The organism is Cupriavidus sp. 09_S30, assembly GCF_056930435.1.
The window spans coordinates 1,850,399-1,875,126 of the sequence record NZ_JBXOWI010000001.1 but is presented as its reverse complement, the minus strand read 5'-3'; the positions used below and the strand labels follow the sequence as shown (position 1 = coordinate 1,875,126).

Sequence of the window (24,728 nt, the reverse complement as noted above, 5' to 3'; positions counted from 1 at the left end):
AATCTAACATACGTTGCTAACGTTAGAATGGCAAACAAAACGTGGAAGTGACTGATTTCATTGTGGTTTCAGTGGGGCGACACCCGGAAACCCGCACGGGACCTAGGGGTTGCTACCCCGGTAAATTGCAAGGGAATCAAGGCGACCCCATTGTTGCGATCAACAAAGACGCCGAAGCCAATATTTTCAATGTTGCCCAAGCAGGCGCCGTGGCAGAGTGGCAAGCCCTGGTGCCGGCCCTGATCGAGGCATTGGACGACAAGGGAAACAAGATAAATCCGATTATCTGACTAAAACGAGCCGCGAAACGCCGCTGACGCGGTAGGCGGTCCGCCAAGGCTCAGGAACGCGGGGAAAAGACGGGGAAGAGACCAGTCAACACGCCAGGCTCCTGAATCGCCGGCGGCCGCTAGATGGATCACACGCACCTATAACGAGACGGAGACAACACTATGCGCACGCAACAAGCCCCCAGGCGCAATACCTTGCGCAAACTGGCCGCATCCTTAGCCCTGCTTCCCATGACCGTCGCCTTGCCCGCCATGGCCGGCGGCTACCCCGAAAAGCCCATCCACCTGATCGTGGGTTATCCGCCCGGCGGCTCCAATGACATCGCGGCGCGCATCATCGCCCCCGAGCTCGGCCAAGTCCTGGGCACCTCAGTCATCGTCGACAACCGCCCCGGCGCCGACGGCATCATCGGCGCGGGCTTTGTGGCCAAGACCGATCCCGACGGCTACACACTGCTGCTGTCGCAGCATGAGCCCCGTAGTGCTTTCGCCGCAAACCTTGAAGAAACCGCCCTTCCACACGCCCACGGACTTCGCGGCGATCAACACCGTAGCCATGACCCCCGAAGCCATTGCCGTGGGCCCGCGGCTCAAGAATGTGAAGAACCTGCAGGACCTGCTCGACCTGGCCAAGACGCGCCAGGTGACGCTCTCGTCCTCGGGCACCGGCGGGCTGCCACACCTGACCATTGAGTTGCTCAAGAAGGTGCGGCCCAACATCGCGCACGTGCCTTATCGCGGCGCGGGCCCGGCGCTTACCGACACCGTAGGCGGCCACGTCGACGGCATCGTGATGGACCTGCCGCCGCTCTACAGCCTCATCAAGGAAAACCGCCTTACCGGCCTGGCAGTCACCAGCGCCAAGCGCGTGGAGTTTCTCCCGCAACTGCCCACCGCCCAGGAAGTCCTACCCGGCTTCGACGTGGTGAACTGGGTCGGCATCTTCGCACCGGCCAAGGTTCCGGCCGATGTCGTTGCCAAGCTGGACCAGGCCCTGCACAAGGTCGTCGCCAGCGCCAAGGTCAAGGGCCTGCTCGAAGCCACCGCGCTCACGCCCTCGATCATGGATAAGCCTGCCGATTTCCAGAAGCGCCTAGTCGGCGACTATGCCCGCTGGGGCAAGGTCATCCAAGATGCCGGCGTTACGCTTTCGGACTGAGCGGGCGCGCAGGTCCGGCTCGGTCCGCCGGGCGCGCGCACCTGCTGTGCCAGAAGACATCCCTACGCCCGGTTGAGGCACCGAGCCAGGACGCACATCGAGTCGGACAGCAGATCCAGGTATCAGCGCGACGCGGCCGGCACGGGTCCGTGCCGTGCCAGTGCCACCACGCTGCGCTCGTCGCCCCGTGGTGCTGACCTGGGGTATTCGGGCCGCTGCCCGGTCGCCACCGACGTAAATGAAATCGCGCAGGAGCTCGAGATTCGCGTTGTAGTGTGCCAGGCCGGCATCCAGGCGCGCCCCCTGGTCCTCGCCCTAAGGGGGTAATCGTCCTTTCCTTCAGATTGATACGGTTATTAATCAGCCCCGAGTCCTTTGTTGATGTGGGTTGCAGCCCATTCGCTTGACCATATTGCGGCCATCCGAGCACTTGTCGTACAGTTTTGTCCCGAACGGCACGCCAGAAAGTGTAGATCTCACCACCGCACGGTTGCGCACCGAACGCGTCCAAGGTTGCCCCCCCGGCTGGAGACGATCTTCGGGCCGGGAGGGCGCGGATCGAAACCCGTTTGTCAGCGCCTACGCGAAGCGATTAGTCCGCCAGGAAATCCAGCGCTATGCGGTTGAACTTTTCCGCGTGCTCCCATTGGGCCCAGTGACCACAACGGCTGAAGGCGTGCAGTTCGGCATTCGGCAGGTTCCACAGCAAACGCAGGCCCGCGTCGAACGGCACGAAGCGGTCGTCGCGGCCCCAGATCAACAGCGTCGGTGCCGTCACCTCCGACAGGCGCGGACCGTAATCGTTGAATGGCCTGGGGTTCGCTGCGAGGCTGTTGGTCCAGTTCTCGAGGTGATCAGGACGCGCCAGCATGTTGTTCACGCGCATTTGCAGCAGGTCGTCCGTAAGTGCGGCTGGATCGAAAACGAAGACGCTCATCATGCGCTTGACGTTCTCAAGCGTCGGCTCACGATACACCTGGTTCATCATCTTGATGCCCTCGGTCGGCAGCGGCACAGACTGGCTTATGCCGGCGGTACCGCCCCCCATCAGCACTAGCTTTTTAACACGATCCGGGTTCGCGAGAGCGAAAGCCGTAGTGCTGTGGGCACCCATCGAGTTGCCGATCACATGTGCGCGCTCGACGCCCAGGTGGTCGAGCACCCCTTTGACAATCCGGGCGTTGAATTCCCCACGCGACCCGCTGGTGATCAGGACCGCATCACTCTTGCCCCATCCCGGGAAGTCGACCAGGATGAGCCGGTAGCCTGCCGCAGTGAACGGGCCGACGTTGCGGTGAAAATTCGCCCAACCCGTAGCGCCCGGACCCGAACCGTGCAACATCACGACGACCTGGCCGTCGGCCGGACCGGCGTCGTTGTAGTGCACATTGAATTCGGTGTCGCCGTCGCGCACCTTCGCGAACCGGCTCGTATCTGCTTCGGTGTACATACCTTTACCAATGCTCATATCTGCGTATCCTCGGTGTAAATCGTCTTTCTGAAGTCCGAAACTCCGTCGCCGCGACGGAGATCCTCCCTACTCAAGCCGCTGTCTGCGCATGCATGAACGCGAACCCGGCAATCCATTCGGGAATCGCGCGGTAGTAATCCACATGCGCATCGTATTTACCGAACGCGGAAAGTGCGCCGAATGCAGCGACCCAGGTGCGGATTTCATGCGCCGACTTGCCACCGTCTCGCGCGATCTCGTCGTTGTTCATCTCATCGACCGACAGCAAATCGTTCTGCAGGCGCGCGAGGAACGCCTGGTCCCATTCAGGATTCAGCGCTCGCATATTGGGGGCCTCTCCGGCCGTAAAAGCCCTGGCAGCGCTGATCACGCGCTCCTGACGCAGCGCACGGGCCTCGGGCGTCAGGTTGCGGCCGGCGATCAGGAGTTCCGCGACTTCCTTCGGTGCACCGACCAGTTCCGGCACCGGCGGTTCATGCGAGATGCCGCCCGAACCGATCACCAGCACACGCTTGCCCGTCTGCCGGAGGAAATGCCCGATTGCCTCACCAAAGAGACGCGATCGGCGCAGCGTCCCCATCGGCGGCGCGGCAGCATTGATAAAGACCGGCACCACGGGGTAGGTATCGAGCCCGCCTATGAGCAGTTCCAGCGCCTGGGCCGCACCGTGGTCTACCTGCATGCGATAGGAGATCGATACGTCGACGTCGGCCGCCAGCACGCTTTCGACCATCCTCCTCGCGACATTGGCCGGCACTGGCAAGTCGCCGGCCGGGGTCCCGTAATCACCGATCGCGCTCGCCGCGGCGCCAACGCAGAACGGTGGCATCAGGTCGTAAAAGAAGCCGTTGTAGTGGTCCGGTGCGAACACCACCACCAGTTCCGGATTGAAGGCACGCACGCGCTCGCATGCTGCGGCCGTCACATCTCGAACTTCGGCCACGATTTCTGGCGTAGGATCGAAATGGCCCTGCAGCGGGGTATGAGACAAACATTCAACAAGAATCGACATCAAGAATCTCCTGCCATCTCAGCGATGGCTTGCGGTTGAACAGCAGTCTTAGCGGACGCGAGGCATGCCGGCTAACGATCACGAAACGTCATTGGCCGATAAAGCTGGCAGGCCGCCGCTCGGCGGTGGACTTCACGCCCTCGGTGAAATCTTGCGTGGCCATGAGGCGCTCCTGCTCCGCCTGTTCGCGGCTGACTGCCGCGCGCACACGCCCGGCGAGCCCCGAGCGCAAGGTTTCCCGGGTGGCAAGCACACCCAGTGGCCCACACGCGGCAATTTCCTCAGCCAGCGCCACAGCTCGCTCGCGCACATTAGCCTGCTCTACCAGTTCGTTGACGAGGCCAATCGCAAAAGCCTCCTCGCCATCGATGCGACGACTGGTATAGAGCAACAGCTCGGCCCGATTGCCCCCAATGAGTTCCAGGAAGGTCACCGAAAGACCAAAACCAGGATGGATAGCAAGGCGCGTGAAATTTACAGAAAACCGTGCCTCCGGACAGGAGACCCGGAAGTCAGCCGCGACACCCAGTCTGCCGCCGATAGCAGGTCCCTGAATCGCCGCCACGATCGGTTTGCGGCAGTCAAAGATGCGCAGCGCCTGTTCGTAAAGGCACCTCCCTTCGGCACTCCCGGATGCACCGGATTGCGACCCGAAAAACTTCACACCGGCACAGAAGGCTTTTCCATCGGAAGCCAGGACAACGCTGCGTACCTGTGCATCCTGATCGAATTGCTCGAGTGCGTCGGCTATATCGCGGATTAGCTCGATGTCGAAGAAGTTATGCGGCGGACACTGAATCACGATCATGCCGACATGATCCGAGCGAGTAACTGTGATGTCGCTCATGAGTGTTAGCTCCTGCGAGGAAAATCGTTAGCGCAGATCCAGACCCCGCGCGATGATGCCGCGCAGGATCTCGGTCGTACCGCCCTGGATGGTCAGCTTGGGCGCAATATGCAGCTCGTGCGACAGCTGTCGCTGCAGAGCTTGCACCCCCGGCCGTGTTTCATCGAGGAACGCCGCCAGATCGCGCACGCGATGCGGCAGCTCCTGCTCCCAGACCGTCCCGAGGTCCTTGACGATCGCGGCCTCGACGACGGGCTCCCTGCCAGACTCCAGCATGCCGGCCACCGACACCGACATGCGGCGCAAGGTATGCAGCTGGCTCACGAGTCGTCCCACGCCCACGGCGAGACGCGCATCGCCTTCGGCATCGTCGACGGCATCCACGAGAGCATCGAGTGCACCGAAAGTATCCAGGAAACGCTCTGGTCCACTGCGCTCATAGGCCAGTTCGCTCGTGGCCTGCTTCCATGCGCCGTCGATTTCGCCGATCAGATGCGAAGCCGGAACGAAGACATCCTCAAACACCACCTCATTGAACTCCTTCGCTCCACCGATCTGGGCAATGGGGTTGCAGGTAATGCCTGCGGTCTTCATGTCGATGAGCAACGAGGTCAGACCGTGACGCCGGTTTTCCCTGGTGGGCGCAGCGGTCCGGAACAGGCCGATCATGTAGTCGGCCTGATGCGCCAAAGTGGTCCAGATCTTCGTCCCGTTCAGCAGCCTGCCGCCCTCGACCGGGGTTGCTCTCGCCTTCGCGGCAAAGAGATCCGATCCGGAATCTGGTTCGCTCATACCGATACAGAAACACAACTCGCCCCGCACGATGCGCGGCAGGATGTCCTGTTTGATGGATTCGCTCGCATACCGGATCAGGGTCGGGCCGCTTTGACGATCGGCCACGAAAAAGTGGCGCGTTGGCGCTCTCGCCACGAGCATTTCCTCGGTCACCACGTAGCGCTCGAGAAAGCTGCGCTCCTGTCCACCATAGGCCTTCGGCCAGGTCATGCCGATCCAGCCTCTCGCAGCCACCTTCTTCGCGAAGAGCGCACTGTTGGTTTCGTCGACACCAGGATTTTCCGGATCGAAAGTGCCCGCCTCGATTTCTTCGGCCAGAAACGTGCGAACTTCCTCGCGCAGCGCCTGGCAGTGCGCAGGCAAACGTACGGGATCGAATCGCAAGGTCATGTCTGTCTCCTCATTCTCACCGGGCCGCAAGCAGGCGCCACAGATCGGTACCCGTGCCGCAGCTCACGAGTGCGCCGAGGCGCCTCGCCCAGACCGGCTCACTCCCGTAATCGTCACGCCACGACAGGGCTCGCAAGGTAAAACGATGCAGGATGTGCTCTTCCGTAAAGCCGATCGCGCCCAGCACCTGATGTGCGATGCGGCTGCCAGTCTCGGCGGCTTCTGCGCAGCGCACCCTGGCCGAGGCGACCTCGAGCAGGCGCTCCGCCGCTGACAGGCCGGACTGCGTCAGCGCATCCGCAGCCGATTCCGACACGGCCACCGCCGCTGCGACTTCATCACTGAGCCGAGCCAGGTTTTGCTGTACGGCCTGGAACTTCGCGATGTTTTTCTCAAACGCCACGCGTTCCTTCGCATAGGCCACACTGATATCGAGCACCGCCTGCAACGCGCCCGCGATCTGCAATGCGCGACACGTCGCGATCAGGGACAAGGACTGCTCCGCCGAAAGACCGGGTACCCACGCACTGGCATTGGAGTCGGAGACGATTCGCACCTCATCTGCGGCGTCCCCCGCGAGATTCGTTCCAGCAACGATCTCGCACGCGCTCGCGGGCACCACCGCGACGCGAGCGGCCTCGCCGTCGTCAACGACCACGACGAAAGACTGCGCCTCGCGTGCAAACGGAACATGCGTTGCATGCAACGCGAGTTTTCCTGTGCCGTCCAGTTGGACCGACGCGCGGCTGCCCGCCACGATCACCACGGCGGCGCCCGATGGCAAGGACAAACCAGCCTGACCGGCAATCCAACCGGCCGCCATCGTGTCCACGAGCGGAATGGCCAGCGCGGCCCGGCCTGCGGCTCGTACTACGGCAAAACCCTCTGCCAGGGGAAGACCATATCCGCCGGACGTTTCCGGCAGCCACGCCTGCGGCAGACCCATCTCATTCAGTGCCTGCCACAACGGAGCTTTCCAGTCATCCGAACCGATCCGAAGGATGGTCTGCGGTTCCGCCAGATCCGCAAAGATGCGTTCGGCCGCGTTCAGTACCAGGGCGTTTTCTTCTGCCAAGGGAACGTCGTTCATTCAATTCTCTGCAGTTGCGCAAGCCGTGCCAGCGGCAGCCAGTTCGGACTGGGGGCCGAACACCCCTGCCGCCTGCCACGCAAGGAACTCGTCCGCACCGACGCCCAGCACCGAAGTCATGACTTCGCGCGTGTGCGCGCCAAGGCGCGCGGAAGCTGCGGCCGGCAAATGGTCGGCCCCGTGCAGGCGCAACGGGCTGTCCGCGACGGCGACCCGGCCATATTGCGGGTGGTCGATCCATTCAAGGAAACCACGTTCATGCATATGCGGGTCGTTGGTGACTTCGACCGCATTGCGCACCGGCGCATGCGGCACCTTGTGTGCCTCAAGCACGGCGCAGGCTTCGTCTCGCGTGAGCGTGCCGACCCAGGCCGAAACGAGCGCATCGGTCTCCTCCATATGGCGCACGCGCTCGACATTGCTGGCAAAGCGCGAATCCCCGGCCAGATGCTCGAGGCCCATCGCCTTGCGCAGACTGCTCCAGTGCCCTTCAGTCACGCCAATGATGGCGACGTGGCCATCCTGGGCTGCATACACGTTATAAGGCGCAGCCGAACGTCCGCCGTGCTCATTGCCGGTGCGGGGCGGAATCTCACCGAAGTCATAGTAAAAGCTCAGATTCGACGCCAGCGTGGGGTAGACCGTCTCCTGCATGGCGACTTCGACCAGACGCCCTTCACCGGTGAAATGCCGTTCGTACAAAGCGGTCAGCACACCCGCATACAGGTGGATACCGCTCAGGAAATCGACCATTGCCGGTCCTGCCTTGACCGGTGGACCATCCGGAAAGCCCGTCACGCTCATCATGCCGGACGCCGCCTGGATGGTGATGTCCATGGCCTGTTTGTGCCGGTCCGGGCCAGACAGGCCGTAACCCGAACCCGACGCGTACACGAGACGCGGATTGATCTCGTGCAGCACCGACCATCCCACCCCGAGCCTGTCCATGACGCCCGGCGCAAAGTTTTCGAGCAGCACGTCGGCCTTTTCTGCCAGGCGCTTCAGTATGGCCCTGCCCTGCTCATGTTTGAGATCGAGCGTGATGCACTGCTTATGTCCGTTCAGGAGTGCAAATGGAACCCCGGAGCCCTTGCTGACCGCTTCACGTTGCCGTACCGGCTCACCACCCGGCGGCTCGACCTTGATGACGGTCGCACCGGCTTTGGCCATCAGGTACGTCGCGTACGGCCCCTGATAGACCTGCCCCAGATCCAGCACCATGAGGCCATCGATCGGACGATTTCTTCTCGACATTTCCCGCTCCTTATTGCGCAGCCATACCTTGAGCGGGCAACTCGCGGCGGCGCGGTTCCCTGATCCACAGCGCGGCCACGATCAGTCCCAGCAGGGCGGTGCCCAGAGCTATCTTCACGATCACAGAAATCCCCGCGTTCACAGCAAGACCGCCCGTCACGACCGGCGTCACCACGCCGCCAATCAGTTCCGCAACACCGACGATGACACCGGTCGCAGTCGCGCCAAGCCCGTGCGGCACCGACTCGGACGCCAGAGGTCCGATCGTGGTGCCGATGACGCCCGCGACGAACAGCGCGATCGCGGTCAGTGCGAAGAACAGCGGAAGCGGAGCGGCGCCGATATTCATGAACACCCAGATTGCAATACACTCGCCCAGCAGCGCCCCCACGATCACCGGCCTGCGGCCCAGCCGGTCGGACAGCGCCGGCAGTGCAACAAGGCCGATGCTAGCGCCGACGCCGAGGCCAGCCAGCACTGTCCCCATCGAATCGCGATCCAGCTTCAGATAATCGGTCAGATAGTGCGGCAGGAATGCAGACAGCACCACGAGACCCGACATGGAACAGCACTGGAGCAGCATGGCGGGCAGCACGTTGCCGTGGCGCATCACGTCTCGCCACGTATATTTCGTTGCGTGTCCGACGGTCTGACCAGGCTGGGGGGAGCGCAGTACCTTCACGAGCAGCGCCGCGACGATCAGGCCCGGCGGGACGACGGCCACAAAGACCCAGTGCCAACTCGGCAACACTTTGAGCGCCCAGACAACGAACACCGGGCAGAACGCCATGCCGATGAGCGGTCCCGACATCTGCTGGAGGCCCACGTTCCGGCCAAGCCGGCCTGGCTTCGACGCCTCCACCGTGGCGGCGACGCCGGCGGTCTGATAAGCCCCTTCGGCAACGCCGAGCAGGCCGCGCATCACTGCTAGGCTCACCATTCCACTAGCGAAACCGCCGAAACCGACCAGCAGCGAAAACAGGACCACGGCCGGCACAAGCACCCGCTTGGTACCGAACTTGTCGGCCAGACGACCCGACGACATCGCCGATATGCCCCAGCATAGAGACAGACTCGCGGAAATCATCCCGAGATCGCGATACTTCAGACCTAGATCCTTTGCGATCGTAGGAAACAGCGGATAGATGAGATTCCGGTCCAGCGTGACCAGGGCAAAGCCCAAGGCCAGTAGAAGCACAGCCTTAATTTCGTACTTCAAATCCCAGTTTTCGCCAGAATTGTTTGTTCGCATGGTGATTCGTCTCCGATATTTTTTGTGTTCTTGCAGATGAACAACCTTTGCACGCGGCAAGATGGGCACACGCGTCCCATCTTGCCGCGTGCCTTATTGTGGCGAGGGATCACGCGAGAACAGCATCGGTGGCAGCAGCTCGCCGAGCAGATAACCCCCGAGGATGCCGGCGGTGTCGTCAGCGTTCTGCGTAATGTGATTTGAGGCCGCGATGACGTCGCGCAGAATACGCTGCAGCGGATTGTCGAGATAGATGCCTCGGGCCGACGTGGCCTTGAACAGCAGCATGACAGCCTCTTCGCACTCGCGGCCTACGCGGGCAATATCAAGACTGATGGCGACGCGTTCGCTGAGCGGCACCAGTTGCCGGGATTCAACATAGCGAGTCGTCTCCTGCGTGATGTGCAGGATCCTGGCCCGCGACGAGCGCACGCGCGCTTGCGCATTGCCGAGGCGGTCCTTCACATACGGGCTCAGTGCCGCCCTGACGCCGTTGCTGGAGTTGACGCGGGTGCGCATCTGGCGGATGAACTCATCCACCGCACCCTGGGCCATGCCGATGATGGCCGACGACACCGCGGAATAAAAAACCTGCTGGAACGAATACAGGTACATGTCGCCCCGATCGCTCAGCCGGTAATCGGGCGTGCTGTGGGTCCGGTATTCCGGAACGAACGCGTCCTTCACTTCCACACTCTTGCTGCCTGTGCCGGCTAGGCCAAACACGTGCCAGTCGTCGATGATCTTGTAGTCGGAGCGCGGCACCAGCATCGCAATCCGATCGATCTGCGTGCCGTCCTCAGCCTTCAACGTCATCCCCAGGAACGCCCACTGGCCGTGATCCGTACCGCTCGAGGTCGGCCAGCGGCCACTGACGATGTAGCCTCCGTCCACCTTGCGATAGGTACCGACTGGCGGATACGAGGACGCCACGATCACGGAATCGTCCTTGCCCCATACGTCCTCGCACGCACGCGGATCGAGCAGGCCAAACTCCCAGGTGTGGACCCCGAGAATCATCGCGTTCCACGCACTGCTGCTGCAGCCCCGGCCCAGTTCCATCAGCACCTTGTAGAACACCGACGGGTTCATCTCATACCCGCCCCAGCGCGCCGGCTGAAGGATGCGGAAGAAACCCGCCTCCCTGAAAGACGCGATGATGTCGGCAGGCACCGCGCGGTTCTTTTCAATCTCTGCCGCACGTTCACGCAGCATCGGCACGAATGCTTTCGCGCGTTCGACCAGAGTCTCTTCGGTCGGGATGTCCTTCTGGGTGTCCTGCTTGATCGCTGTACTCACATCTATCTCCTCGATATTAGGAATTCTTGATTTTTGCCTGCTCTAGCCGAGAGAAATTCCCGTCGAAATACACCAGCGGAAAGGTACTCTCCGCCTCGCAGCGGACTTCGACGACATCGCACAGGAACACCGTGTGCGATGTCGCCTCGATCTGCTCCACCACCTTGCAGCCAAACGAAACGAGCGTGCCATCGAGGATCGGAATCCCGAATTTGCCCTCGCGCCAATTGCCCGCGCCACGAAAGCGATCCTCGCCGCCGACATTGGTGACCATGCCCGCAAAGCGCCGTGCGACGTCTACCTGATGCGCAGCCAGGATGTTCACGCTCAACCGGCCGGATTCAACGATGACCGTGTGCGCCGACACCGATTTGTTCACGCACACGAGGAGCCGTGCCGGCTCAGCACTAACGGAACAGACTGCGGTTGCGGTCAAGCCCGCCTTGCCCGACGCTCCGCGCGAGGCAATTACCGTGCATGCGCCGGCCAGTCGGCGCATGCCCGCGCGAAACAACGACGGATCGACACATTCGACAGCATCGCCAGTTGTCTTCAACTGATAATCCGAGTAAGGCATTCCCATCACACGTCTCCGCTTATCCGAAAGCCATGCAGCAGATCCATCAGTGCCATTCGTTGCGGGCACATCCATGTTTTCGTGCATGGCACTTCCTATAGGCAAAGTGCGTGCCAGGCGTCGCGACAGTGCCGACATTTGCCGAATCCAAGGCGCTTTCCAGTTTTCCTATCCGGAATACCCCGGAGACTCGACGGAGCATGTCACGCGTCCGCAATTCAGAAATTCATGATTCGGCGCACGCGAATGTCGCCATCGGGTCGGGATTTCATGAACTTCCGCGTCCCCATCTCTTTTTGTATAGTGAGGGGAATTGCCACGATTACGCTTTAACCGACATTCAATGACTGCCTCCCCCGCCGACAGCCAGACCAGCAGCAGGTCATCACCCGAACTGCAACCGCTCGATGCGATGGACTTCACCGACATCCTCGAGCACCTGCACTTCAATCCGGTGGAAGGCCGCATCTGGCTGCGCGACCGCAGAATGCTCCTGCTTCCGACCGAGAGTCTCGGTGTGCTGCGGCGAGAGCTGATCGACGTCCTCGGTCAGAAGGCCGCCCGACACTTGCTCACGCGGCTGGGCTATGCCACCGGCTCGCGCGATGCCGAACTCGCCTGGAAGGTGCGCAATCATTTGTCCCAGCGGGACATCATCTCCGCCGGCGTGCAGTTACATGCGCTGGAAGGCTATGTGAAGGCGGAACCCGTTCATGTTGAGGTCGACAGCACGGGGGGCTATTGCTATTCGGAGTTCTTCTGGAGCGACAGCGTCGAGGACGAAATCCACCTGGCCAATTATGGTCAGGACCACGAGCCAGCCTGCTGGATGAGCATTGGCTATACGTCTGGATTCCTCAGCAAGATCATGGGCAAGCGCATCCTCGCCCGTGAAGTCGAATGCCGCGCGATGGGTCAGAGCAAGTGCCGCATCATTGCGCAGCCGGCGGAAAACTGGGATAACTCCGAGGAAGATCTGCATTACCTGAGCGCCGAGCCCAATCGCGCGACGCGCACGTCCATTGCGCCTCAATTCGGCGCCGAACCCACCAGCGAGGCAGCGCAAGACGGCGGCACCCGCGAGCCCGATCGGCTGGTGGGCTCGTCCGTCAGCTTCACTTCGGCGCTGCACAAGGTGCATCGTGTGGCGAGCACGCAGGCCACCGTGCTGCTGCTCGGAGAAAGCGGCGTCGGGAAAAGCGAGGTCGCGCGGGAAACCCACCGTTGGAGTAAGCGCGCCAACGCACCCTTCGTGGAGGTCAACTGCGCGGCGATTCCCGAATTGTTACTCGAGTCGGAATTGTTCGGCGTGGAGCGCGGTGCTTATTCAGGTGCGGCCGAATCCCGGCCAGGGCGCTTCGAAGCTGCCAACGGCGGCACCCTGTTTCTGGATGAAATTGGCATTCTGAGTTTCAGCGCGCAAGGCAAACTGTTACGCGTTCTACAAAGCGGCGAGTTCGAACGACTCGGTTCCAACAAGACGATCAAGCTCGACGTGCGCGTGGTGGCCGCCACCAACGAGAATCTGCCCCAAGCCGTCAAGGAAGGACGGTTTCGCGAAGACCTGTTTTACCGGATCAACGTGTTTCCAATTCGCATTCCGCCCCTGCGCGATCGGCGCGACGACTTGCCTCTGCTGCTCGAGCATTTCATCAAGCGGCTGTCAACGTTGCATGGCCGTCGCATTCCGGGCATCACGCCGCGCGCACTTCAGGCAGTGCTGAACTATCAGTGGCCGGGCAATATCCGTGAGTTCGAGAACGTGATCGAGCGCGGAATCATCGTCGCGAACGATGGCGAATCACTCGATCTGCGGCATCTGTTCAGCGTTGATACCAGCCTCGGCAATGCCAGCCTGATGCGGCTGACCGAGCTCGGTCACCTGGCCGGACGGCAGGCATTAAATGCGGGTGACGAATCGCTGCGTGCCGATCCGGTGGAAGCCTTCAGACCACCACCCGACCTCAACCAGTGGGCCCGCAGCGCGATTCAGCAGCAGACGGCGAGGCTTACCGAGGTCGAAAACGCGCTGATCGAAGCCGCCATGGCTGAAACCGGCGGCAATGTCTCGAGAGCTGCAACCTTGCTTGGCCTGACACGCGCCCAGCTCGATTACCGCCTCAAGTACCGGGGACGCGCGCAAGCTGTGTCGCAGTGAGAGACGAGCGGTGAAATTCAGGCGATACAAAGTCGCGGATGGCAAGTAATCAGAAGACCTGCTCCAAACAAGGAGAGCCCCGCGAGTCAACCGCCCCCTGTCGGAGCTTCAGGACTGTCCGCACCTCCAGTGGCTATCGGCGTACATGGGGTAATCGTCTTTTTGCGTGCAAAATGATACGGCAAGGCTCAAAAAAGCCCTCTGCGACAACAATGACTTGGAGCGATCCGCTCCGTGCCGCACATAGTCCTTTCTATGCAGATTGGTACGCCTGGTGCCCCGGCGTGCCAATCTGTGGCAGATTTTGCTCTGCGGCGTTTAACGCTTCAGTCATGCTGTAGCCTCTCGGCCTGCTTGGCGGCGGCTTTGGAGTAGCGTGTCCATGTAGCGCTCGACACCGAAGCTTAGGATCCCGCGGAAGTTGATGTGGCCGAAGTGCCCCGGCCCATGTGGCGCAGCCAAGCGTCCTCGATGTTCGTGCCCCGTTTGCGAAGTCGCTCGACGACTTCGTTCATGCGGTACGTGTTCCACGCCAGTACGATGTTGGTTAGAAGGTAAGCGCGAAATTGCCCCCACGAACCCATTCGCCGGCATCAAGGTGCGCGGCAGCGCGCGGGCCGCGCCGCTGGACACGTCGCACGCCTTCACGGAGGGGGAATGGCTGCTGATCCGCACCCTGGCCAACGGGCTGGAATGGTCCCATGGCTGGGAGGCACCGGCTGCGCAGCGTTTGCGCTTCGTGCTCGACTTCGCTTACGCCACTGGACTGCGCGCCAGTGAGCTGGTCGGCGCCACGCTCGGCGGTATCGAAGTTGATCCCCATGGCGACCAGTGGCTCAAGCTGGTGGGCAAAGGCGCCAAGGCGGGCAAGGTGGCATTGCCCCCGCTGGCACGCACCGCCCTTGATCGATATCTGGTGGAGCGCGGCCTACCGGTCACGCCGGCACGCTGGAACCCGAAGACGCCCCTGATTGGTGGCCTCGGTCAGGAGCCGGCCAACGGCATCACCAGCATGCGGCTGTGGGGCGTGCTGCGGCGGTTCTTCACCCAAGCTGCAGACTTGATCCAGGCCGATAGTCCAGCGGCGGCCGAGAAGCTGCGGCAAGCCAGCCCGCACTGGATGCGGCACACTCATGCCACGCACGCCCTGGCGCGCGGCGCGGAACTGACGACAGTACGCGACAACCTGCGGCACGCCTCGATCGCGACCACCTCGATCTACCTGCACGGCGACGAGGTCAAACGGGCGCGGCAGATCGGCGCCGCGTTTAGTTCCTGAGCACTTGTTCGGCCGTTCAGGGGAAGTGCTGGTGATTTCGCTATTCTTTATATCAAATCCGATCTAACTGACGCCACCACAATAACCGCAGGGCTTATGGTCGCGGATTGGCCGTATCTTGGCAGGATCCCATATAGCCGAAGAATGGCAGACGCAAGGTCTGTCCAATCAGCATGTTCTGCGGATTGCCGATCAAGGTGGCCGCGGAGCCGATATTGGCCGAGCAGGCCAGACCCAGGAGATAGGGCACCGGATCCAGGCGCCGCCGTTGACAGGCTTCAATGAGTACCGGCGTAACCGCCAGGCAAACGATATCGTTGCTGAATACCGCAGATAGTGCCGCGACACCGAGCATCAGCGCTGCGAGCAAACCGGCTGGCCGATAAGGCCACGAAGCGAATCGGTGCGTGGCCCAGTCGTAAAAGCCACCGAGGCGCATCTGGGCGGACACCACCATAAAGGAGAAAAGCAAAATGATGGTCGGCAGATGAATGGAGCCCGCTGCCGCCTCCAGGGGCACTGCGTCGACGCTGATCAAGGCAATCGCGCCAAGCATTGCCACGCCCGTCCGATCCAGTTGCAAGAACGGCAGCCCGCCGAGAATCATCCCCAGGTAGACAACCAGAAAGATCCCTACGATGGTGGCAGTCATTTGGCAATGCACATCATGCTTCCGGGTGCAATCGCTGCAGAGGCTGAAGCGGGCTTGCGGACCGAGCGGGCTGGTCCGCCGGAGAGGCTATCGCGAATCCAAGCCGCTGGCAACCACAACAAGGCCGCTGCCCTGCCCGGCCAGGTGCTGGGCTTCTGGACCCGCGGCGTGACGCTCAAAGGCCGTGGCGATGCAGACGCGACTGTGTATCATGCACGTCGCCGGCTACCCATGTTCTGAGCCCTCGACCGACGGGCCGGCTCCCGGCTCTGCAGATCCCAACGAGATTCCCATCTCTTCTGCCATCCGCGCCTGCCACACTCTGCGCGGCTCGAAGCCAGGCAGCGCGCGCGTGCTCCTCGATCCGGCGCATCAGAGTGTCGTCCGGCACGGCGAAGTCCAGCGGCACCCGCATCGGCTGGCTAACGTACCACGGCGTGTCCACGAACCGTTCCAGGCGAATGTCCTCCGGGTCGCGCGTGTAGACCGAGACGGCGTTGCCGTGGGTGATCGGCTGGATGTCGGTGGCGCCTGCACCTGCCAGGCGGCCGTAGGGGCCACGCAACGTCGCCGGGCTGTCGGCGCGCAGCGAAATCTGCTTGATGACGTTGAACGGAAATTGCTTGGAACGACCGGTCCTGTTCACTATGGGTTCGCTGATGGAGCGGGTGTCACGTCCCAGCACCTGTATCTCAAGCTGGCACGCCAGCTTACGAGCAGGCTAACAATGGATCATAGCCATTCCACAAATCAACTGCGCACCGGTACGATGCTGAACCGGGAGACCCCCTCCGTTGCAGCCATCTCGGCCGCCAGTCCTGCCGGCGATAGCGCGCGCGCCTTGTCCGGTGCGACCAGGCCGACTCTCCACACGGCCTGGTGGTCAGCATACGTGATGGTCAGGCTGTCGTGCAGCACGCGATAGCCGCGAGACTTTGCCCTGTCGATCAGCAAGTCGAAGTCAGGCGCTTCGCCGCGTTGGAACGTCAGCGACAAATCAAGCGTCATGCGCCCCGGAAGCCTGGACTCCAGACGGTGCAACAGGGACATCGACCCCACGCTCAACACGGCGAGCAGCAAGGCGGCAGCATAGAAGCCAACGCCGAGTAAGACGCCTATGGCCGAGGCAGCCCAGATGGATGCCGCAGTCGTGAGGCCGCGGATGCTCATGCCGTCCTTCATGATGACCCCGGCGCAAAGGAAGCCGATGCCGGTGACCACGCCTTGGATGGTATGGGTCGGGTCTGCCTGGACGTTCACTGTGGCGCCGCCGTACCAGAGCGACGCGTGACCAACGAACACCGTCAGCGCCGTCGACGCCATGCACACGAGGCCGTAGGTGCGCATGCCGGCGGCACGGCCGTTGTATGAGCGTTCATAGCCAACCACCATGCCGAGCAGCAGCGCGCCCACCAGGTTCAACCCGATGAACGCGTTGGCGGCAAGAAAGGGACCGCTCCAATAGTGCTGCAGATCTCCGAGCATAGGGTTTCGTGATTAGGATGCCAGCCAGGCATTCAGCGAACGCAGGGTTTCCTCGCTCAATTCTCCCGTGGCGGCGGCGAGCCGCAGACGGCCAAGGAGGTAATCCAGGCGTGCCTGAACGAGGTCGAGCTCGGCGGCGAAGACGCGCTGCTGCGCGTCGAGCACGTCGGGTTCAGTACGGGTGCCAACGTCCCGGCCAAGCGTCGTCGCCGCGAGCGCGCTACGCGCCGAAGTCAGCGACTGCTCAAGTGCGGCGACGCGTGAGACGCCCGTTTTCACCGACAGGAATCCGTCCTGCACATTCAAGCGCACGTCTCGCCGGGCGGCAGCAAGCTCCTGCTCCGCCTGGCTCTTTCTCGCAACGGACTCCCGCTCGCGCGAATCCAGTCCGCCGCCCGCGTACAGCGGTATGTTGAGCTGCAAGCCAATTGTCGCGCTTCTAGTGTTGCTGGCCGCAATCCAGGGCGCCAGGTTGCCGGTTTGCCCTTGCGCGCCATAACCCGCGACGAGCGCGACGGTCGGGCGACTGCTGACGCGGTACTTGTCGATCTCCGCGCCAGCAATGTCTAGCTCAGATTGCTTGGTCTTGACGAGGTAGCTCTGATTCTCGCCCTTTGCCTGCCACGACATGAGATTGTCCGGTTCCGGCGGTCGCGGCGTAAAGTTGGGCGCCAGCCCGCTGAGCTGATCGGGCGGCATGCCGACGGTCTCCTGGAATCGCGTGCGTCGCTGTTCGAGTGCAGATTGCGCCGTGACTTCGCGACTCTCTACCCCATCCAGCCGCGCCTGGGCTTCATGAAGATCGGTGATCTTGCCTTGGCCGATGTCGAAGCGCGCTTTCGCGCGGTCGCGTTGCTGGCGCAATGCCGCTTTCTCGGCCTGCACCACGCGCAGCGTTTCCTCGCCCAACACCACGCCGAAGTATGCCTCGGCCACCCGCAAGGCCAGATCCTGGCGAGACTGGTCGAACTGCGTTTGCGCCAGGTTAGATTGCTCGTGCAGCTGCTTCCTCGTAGCCACCGCACCCTTGTCGTACAGCGGCTGCACGAGCATCACACCGGCTTGCCGCGCAGTGCCCGAACTATCGGCCGAGACCAACGGCGCGAGCTCGGCAGGTGGGTTGCCGGAAGAGCGATTGTTGATCCGGTTCAGTGCTGCCTGCATGCTTACACGCGGACGCAGCAAGGCGTCGCCCTGCACGGCCTTCTCGCGTCCCGCCGTGAGCGCATCATTTGCGGCAAGGCTCGTCGGATCATGCGCCAATGCCTGCTGATAGGCCCCCACGAGATCGATAGCGCCTGACTCTCCAGCGCTCAGAAGAAGCATGCAGCCCAAGGCCACCTGCCCGGCCCGCAGGGCCATACTCAATCTTTTCATCGAAATTACTCTTAACGTCACATTTGCGATCAGACGGTCGCGGGGCGCTTGGCCCGGTACCAGGTCGCATACAGAGCGGGAAGGAAGACGAGCGTCAGCACCGTGGCAACGGCGAGCCCTCCCATAATTGCCCACGCCATGGGGCCCCAGAACACGGAATGGGTAAGAGGCACCATCGCCAGAATCGCCGCCAGGGCAGTCAGTGCGATCGGACGCAGCCGCCGCACTGCCGCCTCGACGATAGCCGTCCACAGTGGGACGCCAGCGCCCACGTCCTGATCGATCTGTACGACCAGGATCACCGAGTTGCGGATAATCATTCCAGCGAGGGCGATGACGCCCAACATGGCGACAAAACCGAACGGAATCTGGAACGCGGCCATGATCGCGCTCACACCGATCAGCCCGAGCGGCGCGGTCATCAGAACCATCGCCATCTTCTTCATGTCCTGCAGCTGAATCATCAGCAGCACGAGCACCGCGATGATCGTCACAGGCATCACAGCAAAAACGGAACGCTGGGCCTTCGCACTCGATTCGTAAGCGCCGCCGATTTCGATGCCATAGCCGAGCGGGAGGTCCTTCTCCAGCGCGTCGATCTTCGGCTGCAGCACACGTGTGACATCAGGCGCCTGCGCCCCCGCGATATCGGCACGAACGGTCAGCGTTGGCACGCGGTTGCGCCGCCACAGTTCACTGTCCTCACTGTCAAGCGTGAGCCGGGCCACCTGCGAGACCGGCACGGACTTGCCGTCGCGCACATAGATCTTGGCGTCCTTCAGGTTGTTCAGGTCCGTCCGTTCCGCCGCGACGAGGCGAGAGACCACGTCGATGCCCTGGTCTTCCTCGCGGAACTGCGTGATTGGCGTGCCCGACAGCGAAGCCTCAAGGGTTTCCTTGATCTGGCCTGAGCTAATGCCCAGTGCACGCGCCTTGTCCTGATCGACGTCGACCTGCACCCGCTTGATGCGCTCGCCCCAATCCTGGTTGACCTGGCGAACGTGCGGCTCTCCACGCATGATGTCCGCCACCTGCTGCCCGATTGCACGAACTTTGGCGTTGTCCTGCCCGTACACACGGAACTGCACCGGGTAACCGACAGGCGGACCGTTCTCCAGTCGATTGACGCGGCCACGCACATTCGGGAATTTTTCGTCGAACAGCTTCTCGAGCTTTTCCTTCGCCCGCTCCCGTGCCTCACCGCCCTTCGTCATCACCAGCATCTCACCCAGGTTCAGATTGGGCGTCTGCACATCGAGCGGCAGATAGAAGCGTGGCGCACCGTTGCCAACAAAGCTGGTCACCGCTGCAATGTCCGGATCGCCCTTGAGCAGACGCTCCAACTCCTGGACCTCGCGCTGACTCGCTTCGAAGGTTGAGGCCTTCGGCATCCACAGGTCAACAATCAGTTCGGCCCGGTCAGATGCCGGAAAGAACTGCTGGGGTACTGCCTTGAACAGCACCAGTGCTCCCACGAACGCGGCGAGCGTGATGCCGATCACCCACACGCGCTGCTTCAGGCAGAAGTCGATGAAGTGGCGGAACTTGACATAGAAGCCGCGTTGGTAGACCGCTTCCTCGTCATGCGACGCGTGCGCATGCTCCTTCAATAGCTTGAAGCCGATGTAAGGCGTAAAGAGGACGGCCACGATCCATGACAAAATCAGCGAAATGCCCACCACCTCGAATAGCGAGTACACATACTCGCCCGTACCTGACTTGGCAAAGCCGACCGGAAGAAATCCCGCCGCCGTGATCAACGTGCCGGTGAGCATCGGAAAGGCGGTGGCCGTGTAGGCGTAGGTGGCGGCGCGGAACTTGTCCCAGCCCTGCTCCAGCTTCAGTGCCATCATCTCGACGGCAATAATGGCGTCGTCCACCAACAGTCCGAGCGCAATGATCAGCGCACCCAGTGAGATGCGCTGCAAGTCGATGCCCATCACGTACATGGCCAGGAACGTCATCGCCAGCACGAGCGGGATACTGAGCGCGACGACCAGTCCGGTCCGCAAGCCCAGCGACAGGAAGCTGACAACGAGCACAATGATCACTGCCTCGGCCAGACTCTTCTTGAACTCGAATACGGAGTGCTCGACGACATGCGGCTGGTCGCTGACCGCGTGGATCTGTACGCCCACCGGCAAGTTGGACTCGATGCGCTTGAGCGTTTCGTCCAGCTTTGTGCCAAGCCGGATCACGTCACCGCCCTTGCGCATGCTCACTGCCAATCCAATCGCCTCATTGCCGTTGAAGCGCATCCTCGAGATAGCCGGCTCCACAAAGCCGCGACGAACGTCTGCGATATCGCCAAGACGGAAGGTACGCTGGCCGGCGCGGATGCCGATGGCGCGAATTCCTTCGACTGAGTCAAATTCACCACTGACAGCCAACCGCACCTGTTCCGCGGTGGTTTGCACCGTCCCGCCCGATGTCACGACATTGGTTTGCGCGAGCGTCGACGCGATCAGTGCCGGGTCGATCCCCAGCGAGGCGAGCTTGGCGGTGGAAACTTCCACATAGATCTTCTGTTCCTGCTTGCCCACCAGATCGACCTTGTTGACGTCATCGACACGCAGAAACTCGTTACGTGCAGCGTCCGCAATTCGTCGCAGATCGTCATAGTCAAAGCCGTCGCCTGTAATGGCGTAGAGGTTACCGAAGGTGTCCCCGAACTCGTCATTGAAGAACGGGCCCTGCGTGCCCTGTGGCAGGGTCTGCTTGATGTCCCCCATCTTCTTGCGGACCTGGTACCACACATCCGGCACGGCGCGTGGAGGTACGTCCTCGCGCAGGTTGACCTTGACCTGCGTTTCACCCGGCTTCACATAGGTGGACGTATAGTCGATCTCCGCCACCTCTTGCAGCTTGCGCTCGATCTTGTCGGTGACTTGATCGGCCATCTGCTGCGCGGAACTTCCCGGCCAGTACGCCTGCACGACCATGGTCTTGATCGTGAACTCGGGGTCTTCCTTCTGACCCAGGCTGCTGTAGGCCAGCACGCCGGCCACGGACAGCAGCAACAGCAGGAATGCGATCATCTGCTGATGCTTCAACGCCCATTCGGACAGGTTGATGCTCTTCACTTCACACCTCCCGCCTTGGCGACGGACACCGCCTCAGCCACTTTCACCTGCTGGCCAGCCTGCAACATATGCACGCCGGCACTCACCACGGTCTCGCCGCCCATCAGCCCCCCAATCACGATGACGCTGTCGTTCTGTGCGGCACCCAGCTTGACCTCACGCGCAATCACCCGCGACGTCTTCGGGTCAACCACCCACACCTGCCGACTGCGTTCATGATCGACAATGGCAGTCAGTGGCACCCGGACCACGCCACTACCGTCCACGTCGGGTGCGACGACAGACGCTGTCATGCCTAATCGCAGGAGGTCCGGATCAGCGTCCTGGATGGAAATGCGTGCGGAGTAGGTGCGGGTGACGCTGTCCGCGTCTGGCGCAAGCTCCCGGAGCTTGCCCGTCCAGGATTTGCCTGGATGCGCCCACACCGTGATCGTCAGCGTCTGCGCTTTGCGCAGTTCGTCGACTCGCGACTCGGGAATACTGATCGAGACCTCGCGTTCACCGTCAGCCGCAACGGTAGCGATCGACTGCCCGGCCGCGACCACCTGCCCGGCTTCCGCGTTGATTGCGCTGACCACGCCATCGCGGTCGGCCACAAGCGTGGTAAATCCGCGCAGGTTGGCATTCAGTTGCTGGCGTGCCTGGGCAGAACGCAGTTGTGCTTCCGCCTGGTTGAGTGCAAGCCGCTGCTGGTCTAGCTCGGCTTGCGAGGCGAAGTTCTGCGCGAGGAGTTGCTCGGTACGCTGAACGTCCACTCGCGCCTGAGCTACCCGGCTCCTTGCAGCATCAGCCTCCGCACCCGCCGCGGCGACTTGCAGCGTTTCCTGGGTCGGATCGAGCTGGAACAGCGACTGGCCGCGCTTGACATGGCTACCCACTTCCACCATGCGCGCGACGATCTTGCCAGCTGTACGGAATCCCAGCTGACTTTCGTAACGCGCACGAATCTCGCCTGAGTAGGCCGCGCCGACCGACCCGGGGGTATGTCCCGCGACCACTGTCCGCACTGGCCTTACGTCCTCGTGTTTGGATGCGGGGCCTGGTGTACACGCGGCAAGCAGGTGCGCTGCGATGATGGTAAGAGCCGCCGCTCGATGATTCCCGTTCAATTTCTGCCCTCCAGTAAGTTCCGTCGCTCGCCTGCGAGTCATCAGCAGGTGACGCTACAGAGTCAGCTCCACGGACTCGTGCGGCATCAGTGACGGCAGGCCTGGTCGGGCTTTTGCCCTTCCCAATAGGCCGGAATATACATCATACTGACGTATGTGTCATGATGACGTATAATTTATTCTAAGCGCGATCGGACTGTGATGCGTTGGACACCGAATGAGGCTAATAAGGCGTGCGACCGCGAGTCGGAACGCGCAAGAACAAGCGCTATACGCGGAGTGATGTGGATCGAAGACGCAGGGAGGCCGGCGTGCGCGCTACGTCGAACTGATGACCATGAGGAGAGAGCAGATCAATGACCCCGAAACAGAGGAGGTTCGCAATTGAAAAGGAACCGTGGGAAGCTATTGACCACCGTCAGCGCGTTGCGGCAAAGCGGCGGCAGCGTATGCGTTCGCTGTTGCTGAACAGCGCGCTGCGTTTGTTGGTCGAGAATAGCGCCGCCTCGCCTTCCATCGACGACATCATTTCGGCTGCGCGGGTGTCACGGGGCACGTTCTACAAGTACTTCCCATCGTCTGACGCGATTCTGAGGGAGCTTGTTGAGAAGATTGCTGAACAGTGGGTGCAGGTGGCTGACCCTATTGTGTGTGGCCATGCCGATCCGGCCGAGCACATCGCCAGGGGGATCCGGCTGGCATCGATACTTGCGATACACCAGCCCGCCGTGGCTGGAATTCTTGGTCGGCTTGGCTGGGCTGGCTACCAGGCACCCAATATGCTGGAATTTGTCCGCAGGGACATAGAGGAAGGCGTTCGACGCAATCGCTTCAAGCGCATGCCGATCGCCCTAGGGTTCAATATCGTTGCCGGCGCCGCAATGAGTGCAATGCACCGCATGCTTGAAACCGAATGTCGCGATGATTTTTCGGAGCTCGCCGCTGCCGTGGCTTTGCGCGCCTTGGGCGTAGAGGAGGCGGCGGCCGATGCGATATCCAGGTCGCCGCTGGATGCGAGCGAAATGCTGTTCGACGATTTGCTCGCCGAAGTGATCGGAGATCTGCCGTAGCGTTACCGAAGCTCAGGAGGGCTCGGCCCTGGCGGCGAGCTTCTCCTGTGCCTTTTCGAGCAGTGATTCAGGCGAAGCTACCAGCTTTGGCAAAGGCGAAGAGGTCAACTTTGTGGCACGCGATTCAGACACGCCGAGCGACCGCAACAACGCTCGGACGATCCGTTCGGGGTAGTCCTTCGTCGTTCTTCCCATGGCCATACGGTGAACGGCAATTAAACCAGCGCCAGTCACCAGGTCCAATGCAACATCGGCCGAAGCCTCGTCAAACGTGCCCGTCTTCAGGCCTTCCTTGATATCCGTGGGCAGGTACTCGTACACGGCACTCCTCTTGCCGACCAGGCTCAGGCCCGTACCGGAAAGAAACTGCGCCACCACAGGATAGGATCGTGCAAGGTGCAGGTACAAGCGAATACCCGTCGCAACACGCAACGCCGGGTCTTCGATATCTCCGACCACGCTCTCGATCATTTGCACCATGTCGTGACTGAGCGCTTCGCTGACAGCCGCCAGCAGGTCGTCGTTAGTACGGAAGTAGTTGTAGAAGGAACCTTGTGAGACGCCAGCTGCCGCGATGACTTCAGGGATCACGCTGACGCCGATACCCCTTTGCGCAAAGACGATCATCGCGCTTTCAATGAGGCGCATGCGCATTCGTGCACGCCGTTCAGCGGCAACGCGAGGGCGGTGGTCTTTGGGATCAGTATCGGCAGGCATCTTTAACTAGAGAACCTTAGGTGACGAGGCGATTATATCAATCCGCCGCTACAGCGCCGACAACATGGCATAGGCCATAAACATCGCGCCCTCCTTGATACGGACAAGCTCCGCGCCGTCCGTAACCGGCATTGAGTGCTCAGCGTCGCGCAGTGTCCCCGCCACGACAAGCAGGCGTTCGGTCCGCTCCGAGGACGCCATGGGGCAGGCCTTCGCGAATTTCGACTTCGCAGACTCCTTTCATGGATTGCGTTTTGCGGAGAAAAGTCCCGCATGCCGCATGCCGCATGCGGCACGGCGTAGCGGCAAAGCAGGCGCTTCGTGGCAGCGGTGCCCGTCGCAGTCATTATAAGATACATATT

At 61.8% G+C, this 24,728-nt stretch carries 21 protein-coding genes and 3 pseudogenes; 6 read left to right on the top strand and 18 right to left on the bottom strand.

Annotated features, from left to right (window positions below):
• Positions 1 to 41 precede the first annotated feature (41 nt).
• From AC1Z3O_RS09005 to AC1Z3O_RS08995, 3 genes and pseudogenes are all read left to right on the top strand, one after another.
• Positions 42 to 290 (top strand): hypothetical protein, encoded by a 249-nt coding sequence (locus tag AC1Z3O_RS09005; RefSeq protein ID WP_483517670.1) that lies wholly within the window; start codon positions 42 to 44, stop codon positions 288 to 290.
• A 162-nt stretch (positions 291 to 452) separates the two neighbouring features.
• Positions 453 to 746, top strand: a pseudogene (locus AC1Z3O_RS09000) (Bug family tripartite tricarboxylate transporter substrate binding protein); the annotation flags it as partial.
• A 13-nt stretch (positions 747 to 759) separates the two neighbouring features.
• The gene (locus AC1Z3O_RS08995) at positions 760 to 1,449 is read left to right on the top strand and encodes a Bug family tripartite tricarboxylate transporter substrate binding protein (RefSeq protein WP_483515286.1); all 690 of its coding nucleotides are present in this window, start codon (positions 760 to 762) and stop codon (positions 1,447 to 1,449) included.
• Between the two features lie 592 nt (positions 1,450 to 2,041).
• Here AC1Z3O_RS08995 and AC1Z3O_RS08990 read toward each other — a convergent pair.
• From AC1Z3O_RS08990 to AC1Z3O_RS08950, 9 genes are all read right to left on the bottom strand, one after another.
• Positions 2,042 to 2,917, bottom strand: coding sequence for an alpha/beta fold hydrolase (locus AC1Z3O_RS08990; protein WP_483515284.1), 876 nt, complete (start codon positions 2,915 to 2,917; stop codon positions 2,042 to 2,044).
• 73 nt (positions 2,918 to 2,990) lie between these two features.
• Positions 2,991 to 3,932 (bottom strand): 3-carboxyethylcatechol 2,3-dioxygenase, encoded by a 942-nt coding sequence (locus AC1Z3O_RS08985; protein WP_483515282.1) that lies wholly within the window; start codon positions 3,930 to 3,932, stop codon positions 2,991 to 2,993.
• Between the two features lie 88 nt (positions 3,933 to 4,020).
• On the bottom strand, positions 4,021 to 4,779 hold the full coding sequence (locus tag AC1Z3O_RS08980) for an enoyl-CoA hydratase/isomerase family protein (protein WP_483515280.1): 759 nt from the start codon (positions 4,777 to 4,779) through the stop codon (positions 4,021 to 4,023).
• Positions 4,780 to 4,806: 27 nt separating this feature from the next.
• On the bottom strand, positions 4,807 to 5,964 hold the full coding sequence (locus AC1Z3O_RS08975; RefSeq protein ID WP_483515278.1) for an acyl-CoA dehydrogenase family protein: 1,158 nt from the start codon (positions 5,962 to 5,964) through the stop codon (positions 4,807 to 4,809).
• Between the two features lie 16 nt (positions 5,965 to 5,980).
• Positions 5,981 to 7,054 (bottom strand): acyl-CoA dehydrogenase family protein, encoded by a 1,074-nt coding sequence (locus AC1Z3O_RS08970; protein ID WP_483515276.1) that lies wholly within the window; start codon positions 7,052 to 7,054, stop codon positions 5,981 to 5,983.
• Positions 7,055 to 8,308 (bottom strand): CaiB/BaiF CoA transferase family protein, encoded by a 1,254-nt coding sequence (locus AC1Z3O_RS08965; protein ID WP_483515274.1) that lies wholly within the window; start codon positions 8,306 to 8,308, stop codon positions 7,055 to 7,057.
• Positions 8,309 to 8,318: 10 nt separating this feature from the next.
• On the bottom strand, positions 8,319 to 9,560 hold the full coding sequence (locus AC1Z3O_RS08960; protein ID WP_483515272.1) for an MFS transporter: 1,242 nt from the start codon (positions 9,558 to 9,560) through the stop codon (positions 8,319 to 8,321).
• A 93-nt stretch (positions 9,561 to 9,653) separates the two neighbouring features.
• On the bottom strand, positions 9,654 to 10,859 hold the full coding sequence (locus AC1Z3O_RS08955; RefSeq protein ID WP_483515271.1) for an acyl-CoA dehydrogenase family protein: 1,206 nt from the start codon (positions 10,857 to 10,859) through the stop codon (positions 9,654 to 9,656).
• A 16-nt stretch (positions 10,860 to 10,875) separates the two neighbouring features.
• Positions 10,876 to 11,523 carry a flavin reductase family protein gene (locus AC1Z3O_RS08950; RefSeq protein ID WP_483515270.1) on the bottom strand — a complete coding sequence of 216 codons (648 nt, stop codon included), beginning with the start codon at positions 11,521 to 11,523 and terminating at the stop codon, positions 10,876 to 10,878.
• 256 nt (positions 11,524 to 11,779) lie between these two features.
• Here AC1Z3O_RS08950 and AC1Z3O_RS08945 point away from each other — a divergent pair, with 256 nt between their 5' ends.
• The gene (locus AC1Z3O_RS08945; RefSeq protein ID WP_483515268.1) at positions 11,780 to 13,594 is read left to right on the top strand and encodes a sigma 54-interacting transcriptional regulator; all 1,815 of its coding nucleotides are present in this window, start codon (positions 11,780 to 11,782) and stop codon (positions 13,592 to 13,594) included.
• Between the two features lie 330 nt (positions 13,595 to 13,924).
• On the opposite strand, the pseudogene AC1Z3O_RS08940 reads toward AC1Z3O_RS08945, so the two are convergent.
• Positions 13,925 to 14,148, bottom strand: a pseudogene (locus AC1Z3O_RS08940) (Tn3 family transposase); the annotation flags it as partial.
• On the opposite strand from AC1Z3O_RS08940, the pseudogene AC1Z3O_RS08935 reads away from it, so the two are divergent.
• Positions 14,139 to 14,873: pseudogene (locus tag AC1Z3O_RS08935) on the top strand (tyrosine-type recombinase/integrase); the annotation flags it as partial. The pseudogenes AC1Z3O_RS08940 and AC1Z3O_RS08935 sit on opposite strands and share 10 nt — an antisense overlap.
• A gap of 94 nt (positions 14,874 to 14,967) precedes the next feature.
• Here AC1Z3O_RS08935 and AC1Z3O_RS08930 read toward each other — a convergent pair.
• The 6 genes from AC1Z3O_RS08930 to AC1Z3O_RS08905 form a co-directional block, all read right to left on the bottom strand.
• The gene (locus AC1Z3O_RS08930) at positions 14,968 to 15,525 is read right to left on the bottom strand and encodes an SLC13 family permease (protein ID WP_483515267.1); all 558 of its coding nucleotides are present in this window, start codon (positions 15,523 to 15,525) and stop codon (positions 14,968 to 14,970) included.
• A gap of 175 nt (positions 15,526 to 15,700) precedes the next feature.
• Positions 15,701 to 16,210 (bottom strand): VOC family protein, encoded by a 510-nt coding sequence (locus AC1Z3O_RS08925; RefSeq protein ID WP_483515265.1) that lies wholly within the window; start codon positions 16,208 to 16,210, stop codon positions 15,701 to 15,703.
• Between the two features lie 65 nt (positions 16,211 to 16,275).
• Positions 16,276 to 17,010 (bottom strand): MgtC/SapB family protein, encoded by a 735-nt coding sequence (locus AC1Z3O_RS08920; RefSeq protein ID WP_483515263.1) that lies wholly within the window; start codon positions 17,008 to 17,010, stop codon positions 16,276 to 16,278.
• 12 nt (positions 17,011 to 17,022) lie between these two features.
• On the bottom strand, positions 17,023 to 18,387 hold the full coding sequence (locus AC1Z3O_RS08915) for a TolC family outer membrane protein (RefSeq protein WP_483515261.1): 1,365 nt from the start codon (positions 18,385 to 18,387) through the stop codon (positions 17,023 to 17,025).
• 29 nt (positions 18,388 to 18,416) lie between these two features.
• Positions 18,417 to 21,470 (bottom strand): efflux RND transporter permease subunit, encoded by a 3,054-nt coding sequence (locus tag AC1Z3O_RS08910; RefSeq protein WP_483515259.1) that lies wholly within the window; start codon positions 21,468 to 21,470, stop codon positions 18,417 to 18,419.
• The gene (locus AC1Z3O_RS08905) at positions 21,467 to 22,477 is read right to left on the bottom strand and encodes an efflux RND transporter periplasmic adaptor subunit (RefSeq protein WP_483515258.1); all 1,011 of its coding nucleotides are present in this window, start codon (positions 22,475 to 22,477) and stop codon (positions 21,467 to 21,469) included. Before AC1Z3O_RS08905 ends, AC1Z3O_RS08910 begins: the two co-directional genes overlap by 4 nt.
• 458 nt (positions 22,478 to 22,935) lie before the next feature.
• On the opposite strand from AC1Z3O_RS08905, the gene AC1Z3O_RS08900 reads away from it, so the two are divergent.
• Complete coding sequence (locus AC1Z3O_RS08900) at positions 22,936 to 23,649, top strand: TetR/AcrR family transcriptional regulator (protein ID WP_483515257.1); 714 nt, start codon at positions 22,936 to 22,938, stop codon at positions 23,647 to 23,649.
• Positions 23,650 to 23,661: 12 nt separating this feature from the next.
• On the opposite strand, the gene AC1Z3O_RS08895 is transcribed toward AC1Z3O_RS08900, so the two are convergent.
• Positions 23,662 to 24,297 (bottom strand): TetR/AcrR family transcriptional regulator, encoded by a 636-nt coding sequence (locus AC1Z3O_RS08895; protein ID WP_483515255.1) that lies wholly within the window; start codon positions 24,295 to 24,297, stop codon positions 23,662 to 23,664.
• A 117-nt stretch (positions 24,298 to 24,414) separates the two neighbouring features.
• Entirely contained in the window at positions 24,415 to 24,567 is a 153-nt protein-coding gene (locus AC1Z3O_RS08890) for a hypothetical protein (RefSeq protein ID WP_483515254.1), read from the bottom strand.
• Positions 24,568 to 24,728 lie beyond the last annotated feature (161 nt).